General features: G+C 40.7%; 7 protein-coding genes. 1 reads left to right on the forward strand and 6 read right to left on the reverse strand.

The genetic code is table 11. The features are described from left to right. Positions 1–15 precede the first annotated feature (15 nt). Entirely contained in the window at positions 16–1,170 is a 1,155-nt protein-coding gene (locus CYK18_RS04965) for a site-specific integrase (RefSeq protein WP_101785437.1), read from the forward strand. A gap of 131 nt (positions 1,171–1,301) precedes the next feature. Here CYK18_RS04965 and rpsI read toward each other — a convergent pair whose 3' ends face one another. The 6 genes from rpsI to pheT all read right to left on the reverse strand — a co-directional run bounded on the left by rpsI (position 1,302) and on the right by pheT (position 13,162). Next, complete coding sequence (rpsI, locus tag CYK18_RS04970; protein ID WP_004257208.1) at positions 1,302–1,694, reverse strand: 30S ribosomal protein S9; 393 nt, start codon at positions 1,692–1,694, stop codon at positions 1,302–1,304. Between the two features lie 18 nt (positions 1,695–1,712). Next, a complete protein-coding gene (gene rplM, locus CYK18_RS04975) occupies positions 1,713–2,159 on the reverse strand; it encodes a 50S ribosomal protein L13 (RefSeq protein ID WP_001044624.1) in 447 nt (148 codons plus the stop codon). Between the two features lie 215 nt (positions 2,160–2,374). Beyond that, positions 2,375–3,574 carry an ABC transporter permease gene (locus CYK18_RS04980; protein ID WP_101785439.1) on the reverse strand — a complete coding sequence of 400 codons (1,200 nt, stop codon included), beginning with the start codon at positions 3,572–3,574 and terminating at the stop codon, positions 2,375–2,377. After that, complete coding sequence (locus CYK18_RS04985; RefSeq protein WP_084925866.1) at positions 3,571–4,464, reverse strand: ABC transporter ATP-binding protein; 894 nt, start codon at positions 4,462–4,464, stop codon at positions 3,571–3,573. The genes CYK18_RS04980 and CYK18_RS04985 overlap by 4 nt, the downstream gene beginning before the upstream one ends. A 610-nt stretch (positions 4,465–5,074) precedes the next feature. Next, positions 5,075–10,336 carry a SasC/FmtB family protein gene (locus tag CYK18_RS04990; RefSeq protein ID WP_101785441.1) on the reverse strand — a complete coding sequence of 1,754 codons (5,262 nt, stop codon included), beginning with the start codon at positions 10,334–10,336 and terminating at the stop codon, positions 5,075–5,077. 420 nt (positions 10,337–10,756) lie between these two features. Next, entirely contained in the window at positions 10,757–13,162 is a 2,406-nt protein-coding gene (gene pheT / locus CYK18_RS04995; protein WP_101785443.1) for a phenylalanine--tRNA ligase subunit beta, read from the reverse strand. Between the last annotated feature and the right edge of the window lie 51 nt (positions 13,163–13,213).

Here is a 13,213-nt window from a genome sequence, read left to right on the forward strand (position 1 = left end):
AGATACGGAGAAAAAATGTCTATACACAAATACAAAACAAAAAAAGGAATCCTATACTATGTCAGCTTTTACATTGGCTTAGATGCTTATGGAAAGAAAAAAAGGCACTTAAAGAGAGGGTTCAAAACCAAAAAAGAGGCAAAATTGTACGAAGCTCGTTTAGAAGCTGGTGTCGTTGCCCCCACAGTAAGTACCGACAAACCTAACCCCAAAGTCACTTATAAAGAACTTTATCAAGAATGGTTTAATGCCTATGTTGGTACCGTTGAAGAAACAACTTCTTCCCAAACTAAGAATATCTATCGAATACATATTCTACCAATATTTGGCGATAAATTTATTGACCAAATCAGTCCTTTAGACTGTCAAAACTTTATTACACAAAAATCTCAGACTTTCAAAAATATCAAACAGATAAAATCCTATACCTCAAAAATTTTTGATTTTGCAATCAACATGAACTACATTGATCGAAATCCAATGAAGAATGTTATCATGCCTAAAATCAAAAAAACTAGATCAGATAATTTTTGGTCACTGGAGGAATTACATCATTTCCTTGATATAGTGAAAGAAACCGAGCCATTTAAACATTTTGCTTTATTTAGACTGCTTGCATTTAGTGGACTACGAAAAGGGGAGTTATACGCTTTAAAATGGGCTGATATTAACTTTGACAGCAATCTATTGAACATAGATAAAAGTCTAAGAAGAATTGACGGTAAAGCGATTGAAAAGAGCACAAAGAATGAATCTTCAGTTCGTACAATCTATCTTGATGATGAGACAATCGATATTATTAAGCAATGGAGAAATTTCTATCTGAAAGAACAATCTCAGCTTCCTCTTACAAAGCTGAATATTAGTGATGAATATATGTTCTCTTACATATCAAGTAATGACAAAATTGAACCTTTGCATGCTGATTACATTAATAACGTACTGAATCGAATTATTAAAAAGCATAAATTAAAACCAATTAGCCCACATGGGTTTAGACATACACATGCAACACTTATGTCTGAAATTGGAATCGATCCTTCTAATACATCAAAACGTCTCGGTCATGCAAGCAGTCAGGTGACATTAGATGTCTATACTCACACCACAAAAACTGGTGAGAAAAACTCTATTGACAAATTTGCAGACTATCTCAATAAAGCAAAATAAATCATGATTTTAAAAATTTAGAAGAGGTTATCAGAAGGTTATCACAAAGCTATTTGAGCTCAAAAATCGACAAAAAAGCACTTTGCAAAATTTTTGCAAAGTGCTTTGAAACGTTGATATAATCGTATTGATTAACGTTTTGAGAATTGTGATGCTTTACGAGCTTTCTTAAGACCTGGTTTCTTACGTTCAACTTTACGTGAGTCACGTGTAAGAAGTCCTGCGCGTTTCAATGAATCGCGGAAGTCTGGGTCTACTTGAAGAAGGGCACGAGCGATACCGTGACGGATAGCTCCTGATTGACCAGCGTATCCACCACCTACAACGTTAACGAAAACGTCGTATGAACCTGTAGTTGAAGTAACTGCGAATGGTTGGTTGATTACAAGACGAAGGTCAGCGTGTGGGATGTACTCTTCAACATCTTTTTTGTTAACAGTGATTTTACCAGTTCCTGGAACAAGGCGAACGCGTGCAACAGCGTTTTTACGACGTCCAGTACCTGCATATTGTGCTTGTGACATACTTTATTGTTCCTTTCCTTAGATAAGTCCTGAAATGTCAAGAACTTCTGGTTGTTGTGCAGCGTGAGTGTGCTCAGCTCCAACAAATACTTTCAACTTCATACCTTGAGCGCGTCCAAGAGTATTGTGTGGAAGCATACCTTTAACTGATTTCTCGATCAAACGTACTGCATTTTTAGAACGAAGTTCACCTGCAGAGATTTGTTTCAATCCACCTGGGTGGTTTGAGTGAGTGTAGTAGATTTTATCAGTTGCTTTTTTACCAGTTAATTTAACTTTTTCAGCATTGATAACAATCACAAAGTCACCTGTATCAGTGTGTGGTGTAAATGTTGGTTTGTTTTTTCCGCGAAGTACGCTAGCAACTACTGCAGAAAGACGTCCAAGTGGTACATCAGTTGCGTCAACTACGTACCATTTACGTTCAACTTGGCCTGGTTTAGCCATAAATGTTGTTTTGTTCATGATTTCTCCTATATATAGTTCGATTTTTGTTTACGGTGATGGGTGTTCCTTCCCATCGAAAAGTATTTGGAAGGTTCCGGGGCCTTTCAAATGGGGTAAACAATACCGCCTACTATAATACCAAATTTCACCCCTAAAAGTCAATAGATATGAAAAATATTTTTCTAAATTCCACTCTTTTTGTCTCTAAAAAACCTCGCTTTCGCGAGGCTCTTCTATTTATAAGATAAGGCACGTCTAAAGGTTTTCCAAATCCCTAAATCATCCGTTTGAAGGACTAGGCTGGCATACATGCGTCCGATAAATCCTGTTGCTGTTACTGCAAAAGCAATCGTAATCGCAAGTGAAATCCATGCTTCTACTCCCCCTGCATAGCCATTAATGGTTCTAAATGGCATAAAGAAGGTCGAAATAAAGGGAATATAAGAACCAATCTTCAAGATGAGATTGTCACCAGCTGCACCTAGAGCTGTCACTCCAAAAAAACCACCCATAATCAAAATCATCAAAGGCGACAGGGCTTTCCCTGAGTCCTCAGGACGAGAAACCATAGAACCTAGGAAGGCTGCCAAAACGACGTACATAAAGAGACTGACTAAAATAAAGAACAAGGTATTCAGTGAGAAAGCATCTCCCAAGTGATCCAAAATACCAGACTGAGCCAAGAATGGCAAATCTTTAAAGAGCAGAATGGCTGCCAGACCACCTACAACATAAATCCCGATATGCGTTAAAATCACCAGAAACAGAGCCATCATCCGCGCATAGAAATAGTGACTAGCCCTTATGCTAGAAAAGACGACTTCCATAATTTTGGTGCCTTTCTCACTGGCAACTTCCTGAGCAGTTACACCCGCATAGGTAATCAGAATCATATAAAGAAAGAATCCTAAGGCGCCTGCTGCCATTGTTTGAACAAACTTTTTATTTTCCTTGGCTTCATCAATCTTTTCTGTGAATTGAACTGTCTGTGCTAAGCGTTTTTCCTGCTCTTGAGACAAGGAGGCCGTTGAACGATTAAGCTGATTTTGCAGTTCATTGAGTGTACCTGTAACTGCAAATTTAATTCCATTTTCAAGCGATGTTTCGCCATGATAAACTGCCTTTAGAACACTATCTTCTTGATCAATAGTCAGATAGCCTTTTAATTTTTCATCTTTAATCGCTTCTTTGGCACTTGCTTCGTCTTTATAGTCAAAGTTAACACCATTTACATTCTTCAGTCCTTCTGCTACAGACGGCACTGTTGTCACTACTGCCACTTTATCATTTTTAGCCATTGAAGAGCCTTGGAGATAGCCAATTCCTCCAGAGAGACCGATAAACAAGAATGGTGAAATCACCATAAAGAAGAAACTCCACGATTTGACATGTCGAAGATATGTTTCCTTGATTACAACCCACATATTTCTCATACTTCCACCCCTGATTCTAGTTTAAAGATTTCATCAATTGTTGGCGCTTGCTGGTCAAAGGTTGCGATATATTGCCCTTGAGTCAAGATTGGGAAAAGTTCCCTTCCAGCGCTCTCATCCTCCAAGATCAATTTCCAACTGCCTTGTTTGGTCAAGCTCACCTGTTTAACATGAGGAAGGTTTTCCAATTCTTCCTTGCTTCGTTCACTTGAAACAAAGAGACGCGTTTTCCCGTATTGATTGCGGACATCCTGAACTGGTCCATGCAAGACCACACGGCCATCTCGAATCATGAGAATATCGTCACAAAGCTCCTCGACGTTGGTCATGACATGGTCAGAAAAGATAATGGTTGCCCCACGTTCTTTTTCTTGAAAAATGACTTGCTTAAGCAATTCTGTATTGACTGGGTCCAATCCACTGAAAGGCTCATCCAAGATAATCAAGTCTGGCTCATGAATCAGAGTAATAATGAGCTGAATCTTCTGCTGATTTCCTTTTGACAGACTCTTAATTTTATCTGTCAGCTTCCCTTTCACTTCCAACCTCTTCATCCATTGAGGGAGTTTTTCTTTGATCTCCTTGGCATCCATACCTTTTAGAGTCGCCAAGTAACGAACTTGTTCAAGGACTGTCAATTTAGGCATGAGACTGCGTTCTTCAGGCAGATAGCCAATCCGAGCGTAGGTCTCTTGACGAATATCCTGACCATCTAGACTGATTTCTCCTTGATATTCTAAAAACTTCAAAATACTATGGAAAATCGTTGTCTTCCCAGCACCGTTTTTTCCGACTAGTCCTAAAATACGACCTGGTCGCGCTTGAAAGTCAATACCAAACAAAACTTGCTTGGATCCAAAACTTTTCTCTAGACTTCTTACTTCTAGCATCTTTCACCTCCGAAATGTCTTGCACTCATTATACTCCTTTTTGATAGCCTTTACAATGCTTTCCGTCCATTTTTATAAGACTAATGCTATGTAAAATATGGCCTGGAGCGTTTTTAGTGATAAATCCATTATACAGTAGTAAACTTCGATTTATCACCTCCGCTCCTCAACTGTCCATTTTTGATCCTGAATTGTTATTTGAGCAAGTCCTTTATTCCAAATAGCTTTTCCCTAAAAATCATTACATCATATGTTCTCGTTTGTCAAAAATAAAAATCTTATCTATTTAATTTGACATAAAACATCATCAAATAGCAACTACTATCCATTAAAACATTACTTAACAACTATCGTCCTCTATATGACTACCATCTTTGAAGAATTACCTATCTCTATATGAATAGTCATTCCTAGACCTAAAAATTTTGAAATCAAGTTGACCAAAACTCTCATTACCTCATGAAATTTAGGATTTAGATTCACTACTCAATTTACCTGTATCAAAAATCTCCTAGCAGGTTTTCCTGCTAGGAGATTTTCTTGTGAGAGGTACTTGTTTAAACTTTGAAAATCGGACTTATCATCTGATAATTATCAAATAATCTACCAATTAAGCTTCTTCGTCTTCTTTACGACGACGGCCTGCAAGACCGAGACCAAGTAATGCACTTGCAGCTGCTGCTACCATAGCTACAGTAGAATCTGCTGTACCTGTATTTGGCAATTCTTTAGCCGCTTTACGCGCATTTGATTGTGCTGATGTTGCTTGGCTAGCATTAGATGCTGCCTTAGCTTTGTCAGCGTCTGCCAAGTTGCTTGGATCTTTAACTGCTGTTGTTGATGGATCTTGAACGCCTTCTGAATCTTTAGCTTTCACTACTGCTTTATCAGCTGGAATTACTGCTGTTGAGCCATCTGGGAAGCTTACAGTTGTTGTTCCATCTTTACCTACTTTAACATCTGTTGCTGTTGGGTTAGATTGCTTAACTTCTTCTGCTACTTTAGCTTTTTCAGCGTCTGTCAAGTCGCTTGGATCCTTAACTGATGTCGCTGATGGAGCCTTAACGCCTTCTGAATCTTTAGACTTGTTGGCTGGTTTAACTGTTTGATCCTGCGCTACCGGTGTTACAATATTCGCACCTGTATTCCGTTTAACAACTTCTGGATTTACAGCTTTAACATCTGCTACACCTTTATCTTTAGCACCATCTACTGCTGTTTGAACTTCTGCTGCCTTCTCTGGTGTTGTTCCTGCATCTGGTTGAGAATCAATTGCAGCTGTTGCTTCCTTAGCTTTCGCTTGAGCAGCTTCCTTGGCTTTGGCTTTCTCTCCATCTGTGAGATCATTACGGCCATCAATTTCTGCTTCTTTGGCTTTCAATGCATCATCGATTGCTTGCTTAGCTGCTGCTTTTGCTACTGGTGTCACAGCTTCTACAGCTCCTTTACCAGCTTCTTTAGCTTTATCTACTTCTGCATCGTCTGTTGCTGCATCAATTGCTGCTTTAGCTTTATCTGCTGCATCTTTAGCTGCTTCTTTAGCTGCTTTCTTCTCGTCATCTGTCAAGTCTGTACGAGCGTCAATTGCTGATTTCTTAGCTTTAAGAGCGTCATCGATTGCTTTCTTAGCTTCTGGTTTAGCTTTGGCTTCTGGACTCACAGCTTTAACATCTGCTACACCTTTATCTTTAGCACCATCTACTGCTGTTTGAGCTTCTGCTGCTTTCTCTGGTGTTTCTGCGTTGCTTGGTTGAGCATCGATTGCATCTGTTGATTCCTTAGCTTTCGCTTGAGCTTCTTCTTTGGCTTTAGCTTTCTCTTCGTCTGTGAGGTCGTTACGGCCAGCGATTTCTGCTGCTTTCTTAGCTAATTCATCCGCTACTGCTTTCTTAGCTGCTTCTTTAGCTACTGGGTTAACTTTGGCGATTTCACCAGTTCCTGCTTCTTTAGCTTTATCCAATGCTGCATCGTCTGTTGCCGCATCAATTGCTGCTTTAGCTTTATCTGCTGCATCTTTAGCTGCTTCTTTAGCTGCTTTCTTCTCGTCATCTGTCAAGTCTGTACGAGCGTCAATTGCTGATTCCTTAGCTTTAAGAACGTCGTCGATTGCTTCCTTAGCTTCTGGTTTAGCTTTGGCTTCTGGATTGATTGCTTCAACTGCGCCAGTACCAGCTTCTTTAGCTTTATCTACTTCTGCATCGTCTGTTGCTGCATCAATTGCTGCTTTAGCTTTATCTGCTGCATCTTTAGCTGCTTCTTTAGCTGCTTTCTTCTCGTCATCTGTCAAGTCTGTACGAGCATCAATTGCTGATTCCTTAGCTTTAAGAACGTCGTCGATTGCTTTCTTAGCTTCTGGTTTAGCTTTGGCTTCTGGATTGATTGCTTCAACTGCGCCAGTACCAGCTTCTTTAGCTTTATCTACTTCTGCATCGTCTGTTGCTGCATCAATTGCTGCTTTAGCTTTATCTGCTGCATCTTTAGCTGCTTCTTTAGCTGCTTTCTTCTCGTCATCTGTCAAGTCTGTACGAGCGTCAATTGCTGATTCCTTAGCTTTAAGAGCGTCATCGATTGCTTTCTTAGCTTCTGGTTTAGCTTTGGCTTCTGGACTCACAGCTTTAACATCTGCTACACCTTTATCTTTAGCACCATCTACTGCTGTTTGAGCTTCTGCTGCTTTCTCTGGTGTTTCTGCGTTGCTTGGTTGAGCATCGATTGCATCTGTCGATTCCTTAGCTTTCGCTTGAGCTTCTTCTTTGGCTTTAGCTTTCTCTTCGTCTGTGAGGTCGTTACGGCCAGCGATTTCTGCTGCTTTCTTAGCTAATTCATCCGCTACTGCTTTCTTAGCTGCTTCTTTAGCTACTGGGTTAACTTTGGCGATTTCACCAGTTCCTGCTTCTTTAGCTTTATCCAATGCTGCATCGTCTGTTGCCGCATCAATTGCTGCTTTAGCTTTATCTGCTGCATCTTTAGCTGCTTCTTTAGCTGCTTTCTTCTCGTCATCTGTCAAGTCTGTACGAGCGTCAATTGCTGATTCCTTAGCTTTAAGAACGTCGTCGATTGCTTCCTTAGCTTCTGGTTTAGCTTTGGCTTCTGGATTGATTGCTTCAACTGCGCCAGTACCAGCTTCTTTAGCTTTATCTACTTCTGCATCCTCTGTTGCTGCATCAATTGCTGCTTTAGCTTTATCTGCTGCATCTTTAGCTGCTTCTTTAGCTGCTTTCTTCTCGTCATCTGTCAAGTCTGTACGAGCGTCAATTGCTGCTAATTTTTCTTCTAATTTTTTCGCTACTTCTGCTTTAGCCGCATCTTTAACTGCTACTGTTGGGTTGACAGCTTCTACTGCTGCTGTTCCTTCTGTTTGAGCTTTAGTTACTCCTGCATTGTCAGTTGCTGCATCAATTGCTTGATCTGCTTTTGTTGCTGCGTCTTGTGCTGCTTGTTTAGCCGCATCTTTTTCTTCTTTCGTTGCGTTTGGAGTTCCTTCAATTGCTGCTAATTTTTCTTCTAATTTTTTCGCTACTTCTGCTTTAGCCGCATCTTTAACTGCTACTGTTGGGTTGACAGCTTCTACTGCTGCTGTTCCTTCTGTTTGAGCTTTAGTTACTCCTGCATTGTCAGTTGCTGCATCAATTGCTTGATCTGCTTTTGTTGCTGCGTCTTGTGCTGCTTGTTTAGCCGCATCTTTTTCTTCTTTCGTTGCGTTTGGAGTTCCTTCAATTGCTGCTAATTTAATTTTCTTAGCCTTATCAATTTCTAATTTAGCTTGAGCTTTTTGAAGCAACAAAGTCTGTGCATTGATATCCGCTTGATTTTTGCGATTTGCTATTTCTACATTGTTTGTTTCTTCATTCAAAATCGCTTGAGCCTTAACCACTTCTGCTTGATAGGCAGCCCATGCTTCAGGTGTATAATCACTTTGATTTAAAGTTGCCGCTTTTGCTGCTTCCTCTTGTAGGTCAGCTTTATACATATTAATTTTAACTGTTTGTTGTGCAACTGTATCACTACCTGTTTTTTTAGTCCCGTTATCAATCAGATTTCCTGAAGTTTGATAAGAAACTGTCCCCTCTAATTGTTTTTCAATTGGTTTGGTAGTTGGCAAACTAAAAGTATACGTTAAAGTCTGTTCTCGTTTAGGGTCCAAATTGTTAAAATCAAGAGTCAAACTAGTTCCATTTAGTTGAGCAGAACTTGTACCTGTTGTTCCAACTAATTTTGCCCCCTCTGGCAACTCAACTCTATATTGATTATTTGTAGAAGTTGAGAATCCTTTATTAATAACTTTTACAGTCACAGTGGTATCCACAGTAGCAGAAGTAGCAGAAGTAGCTGTAGATTCATAAGTAGTGTTTACAACTTCGGATACAAGATATGAACCACTAGCAACACGAACATTACTTACAACTCCTCCTGCATTCTCATCAGATGATATAGCTGGTCTATTGTAACTATTATCACCAGTATGATTTTCTGTACTTCTATTAAGAGCTGTTTCAAATTGAAGTCTTAATTTTGTTAATCCTTTAGGAACGTTTACAAGCACAGACATTTCTCCCATCGGAGTACCAGAATAACCTCTTGCATACTGACCTAGTACTTCTCCTGTTTCTGGGTTTTTAACAACTAGTTTTGCTCCATTATTACCACCATTTATATTTACTGTTGATCCTCTCCAAGTTACCTTCACTTCTTGGCCACCAACTACATCAATATCTTGATAAATAGGACCAAACTCAGGTTTTGGATTACCACTACCCGATCCTCTCCCTGGATATACTGCTAAAACAGCTCCTATTCTAGAACCTTTATCACCCGGAAATCCATCAGCATATTGAGATGCTTTCGGAGTCCAAATAAGAGGAACTGTTGTTGTTGTTGAATTAACAGGTTTCCATCCTGTTAATTTACTGATATCGTTCTTAACAGTAATAGGATCTGATGTTGCAGTTGGAAGTACTGCTCCTTGGCTAGTATCATTAAAATTACCATTCACAATAGCTACATTTGTCGCATTCGTAGCTAAGGGATCTGTACTTGCTGACGTGCTAGGGGGTGCATCTGTTCGGAATGGATTGTTTGCATCTAGAGCTTGTCCATTACGTGAATCATGTTGTCCTGAATTTGCAATAGAGTTGCTTTCCGTAGCTTTCTCAGTATTGTTGGCTTTCTTACCGACAGTCGCTTTCCCTTCTGTGGTATCTAGTTTAGGACTTTCCACTTGCACTTTAGGCTTACTACGTAAACCGCTGTTCACTGTCATAAAGAGTCGTCTATAAGCTTTTGTCAACTCGTCTTGACTTTTGGCTGTTGTTAGGGCAAGTTTTGCTAATCCTAGATGTTCTTTAAGGGTTGCTACACTTTCATCTGTCTTAGTAGCATAGCTACCTGAGGCTAATTTAGCATCAATTTCTGCTACGTAATCTTCCAGCTGTTTTTTATCCAAGGCAGGCGTAGCTTTTTCTTCTACTTCTTCTGTTGTTGAAGCAGGAGCTGGAGTTACGGATGCTGCTTCAGCAACAGGAGTTGGAGCAGGTTTTTCGTCTTGAACTTTTGAAGCAGGAGCTGACTCCACTGATGTTGAGCTTGCATCAGCAGGTGTTGGAGTAGTTGTGTCTGCTTGAGGTTTAGGAGCAGTCGAGTCACTGGCACCCGAATTTTCATCCACCTGATTATTAGTTGGAGTAGCTGCTAGGGCAGAATCTGTTGCTGTTACGTTTGGTTCTGCTGCATACACTGCGCCATTTCCCAAAAACATGAAAAATGCTGCAACCGCTACACTAGCCGCACCAAAACTGACTTTTCGAACAGAGTAGCGAGTTACCTTCTCACGACGTGAGCGTTCTACTCGACTCATAGAATGATTATTTCCCATCTATAAAGACTCCTTTATATTATTAATTTTATGACATTAGTCTAAATGATAATCTTAACATGTAAAGACGCTGTACTATAAGTAAGTAAATACTCTACACCCAATCTTATCACTAAAAATGATATCATTATTATATAAATAAAGCAAACATTTCGACGTTAAACTTAATCATTTTCAAAAAACAAACCAGGAAACTAGCCACAGGTTGCTCAAAACACTGTTTTGAGGTTGTAGATAAGACTGACGAAGTCAGTCACATATATACGGAAAGGCGATGTTGACGCGGTTTGAAGAGATTTTCGAAGAGTATAGGATTCAAAAACAAAAAAAACGAACAAAATAGAATCCTGACTCTCCAGAAAACTAGTTTTATTCGTTTTTTATGTTTAAGTCTAAATTTTCATTTCAAATTCTAATAACTTAACGCACTTCTGCATTGACTTTTTCTTCGAGAGAGGCTTGGATTTTTTCCATGTAGCGTGCTACTTCTTCGTCCGTTAAGCTGTCTTCTGGATTTTGGAAGGTCAAGCTATAAGCCATTGACTTCATACCTAGTCCCAATTTCTCGCCTGAGAAGACGTCAAAGAGTTTGATATCTGTCAAACGTTTCACGCCGGCAGCTTGGATAGCGTCCACAACTTCTTGGTGGGTCACTTCTGCCTTGAGAAGAAGGGCAACGTCACGGCTGACTGCTGGGAATTTCGTGATTTCCACAAATGGAGCAGCTGGTTGAAGGGCGGCTTCGATGGCTGAAAGGTTGAGCTCAGCCACATAAGTTTCTGGAATATCGTAGTTCTTAGCAGTGACTGGATGCACTTGGCCAAGGAAACCAAGAACCTGATCACCAAGTGAAATCACAGCTGTACGTCCTGGGTGGAGGCTAGCGATTTCAGATGTTGCCGTATAGGTTACTTGGAGTCCCAAACGAGCAAAGAGGGCCTCAAGGATTCCCTTAGCATAGAAGAAATCAACTGGAACTGCTGCTGTTTGGAAATCTTTTTCAGCAACCAAGCCTGTCAAGGCAAAAGCAAAGCTGTTGATCTCATTTGGAAGTTCTTCTTTTGGATTGCCAGTTTGTTCAAAGACTTTTCCAATCTCGTAAAGGGCCAAGTTTTTGTTCTTACGAGCCACATTGTAAGCAACTGTATCTAGGATACCAGAAATCATATTTTGACGGAGGACAGAACGGTCCACTGTCATTGGCCACATGAGTTCAGTAAGGTTGCTTGGTTGAGCCGTAAACTCAACTGCTTTTTCAGGAGTTGTTAGAGCATAGGTGATGATTTCTGTCAAACCTGCTCCTTCAACAATCGTACGAACTTGACGGCGGAGTTTTTGTGTCGCAGTCAATTCACCAGCTGTCCCATCGTCTTTTGGTAGACTAGTTGGCAAGCGGTCATATCCATAGATACGAGCGATTTCTTCAAAGAGGTCTGCTTCGATGGTGATATCCCAACGACGACGTGGTACGCTGACTGTAAAGCTGTCTGCATTTCCAGAAAGACCAAAGCCAAGACGACGGAAGACGTCTTCTACATCAGCATAAGAAAGATCAGTTCCGAGGACACGGTTAACATCAGCAAGAGTTGAAGAAACTTCCACATCAGAGGTATCAAGCTCACCTGCTGAAACGATACCTTTACGTACCGTCGCACCTGCAAGCTCTGCAATCATGCTAGCTGCCGCATCAAGGGCTTCATTGACTGTTGCCACATTGATGCCTTTTTCAAAGCGAGAAGATGACTCAGAACGAAGGTTAAGACGACCGCTGGTCTTACGAATTGATTTGCCATTGAAAACAGCAGCTTCAAGAACAACACGAGTAGACTTTTCAGAGATTTCTGTTGCTTGACCACCCATAACACCTGCAAGGGCTACTGGCTTGTCTGCGACAGTGATGACTAGGTCATTTGTTTCCAAGTCACGTTCTTCACCATCCAAGGTCACTAATTTTTCACCAGCACGCGCTTCACGTACACGGATGTCACTCCCTTCAAAGGTATCCAAGTCAAAAGCATGCATTGGTTGACCAAAGTAGAGCAGGATGTAGTTTGTCACGTCCACTACGTTGTTGATTGGACGGATTCCTTCGTTCATGAGAAGGTTTTGCAACCATTGTGGACTTGGTGCGATAGTCACATTGTCCAAGATACGAGCGGCATAGTAAGGCGCCTTGTCTGTCTCAATGCCCACAGAAAGAGCATCTGCTGCAGCTTGGTCAGTTTCTGAAAGAGTAAATTCTTTAAAGTTGACTGCCTTATCGTAGATAGCTGCTACTTCGTGAGCTACCCCACGCATAGAAAGGGCATCTGCACGGTTGGGTGTGATAGAAAGTTCGATGATTTCATCATCCAAGTCTAGGTATGAGAAGACATCCTCACCTGGAACGGCATTTTCTGGCAAGATTTGGATGCCATCTGCGAATTCCTTAGGTACAACTGAGTCAGAAATTCCCAATTCACCAAGTGAACAGATCATCCCAAGTGACTCAAGACCGCGGATTTTCCCTTTTTTGATCTTGTAATTGTCAGCGATGCGAGCTCCCGGAAGTGCCACCATGACCTTGATGCCTGCACGCACATTCGGTGCACCACAGACGATTTGACGGGCTTCTTCTTCTCCAACGTTAACCTGACAAACATGGAGGTGAGTTTCTGACACATCTTCGCAAGACAAGACCTCACCGACGACAATTTTTGAGAGACCAGCAGCAGGTGATTCGACACCTTCTACCTCGATCCCTGTAGTTGACATTTTTTCAGCCAACTCTTGTGATGGCACATCAATGTCCACCAATTCTTTTAACCATTTATAAGATACAAGCATAATTTAGTTCTCCAGAATGACAGTTGCCACTCTGGTTCTTTTCCTTTCCTA

The organism is Streptococcus mitis (assembly GCF_002860865.1).
Taxonomy (GTDB): Bacteria; Bacillota; Bacilli; order Lactobacillales; family Streptococcaceae; genus Streptococcus; species Streptococcus mitis_AT.

Excerpts from the sequence above, each read along its gene's own strand:
- CYK18_RS04985 (WP_084925866.1), bottom strand. The coding sequence starts at position 4,464 with ATGCTAGAAGTAAGAAGTCTAGAGAAAAGTTTTGGATCCAAGCAAGTT.
- CYK18_RS04965 (WP_101785437.1), top strand. The coding sequence starts at position 16 with ATGTCTATACACAAATACAAAACAAAAAAAGGAATCCTATACTATGTC.
- rpsI (WP_004257208.1), bottom strand. The coding sequence starts at position 1,694 with ATGTCACAAGCACAATATGCAGGTACTGGACGTCGTAAAAACGCTGTT.
- pheT (WP_101785443.1), bottom strand. The coding sequence starts at position 13,162 with ATGCTTGTATCTTATAAATGGTTAAAAGAATTGGTGGACATTGATGTG.
- rplM (WP_001044624.1), bottom strand. The coding sequence starts at position 2,159 with ATGAACAAAACAACATTTATGGCTAAACCAGGCCAAGTTGAACGTAAA.
- CYK18_RS04980 (WP_101785439.1), bottom strand. The coding sequence starts at position 3,574 with ATGAGAAATATGTGGGTTGTAATCAAGGAAACATATCTTCGACATGTC.
- CYK18_RS04990 (WP_101785441.1), bottom strand. The coding sequence starts at position 10,336 with ATGGGAAATAATCATTCTATGAGTCGAGTAGAACGCTCACGTCGTGAG.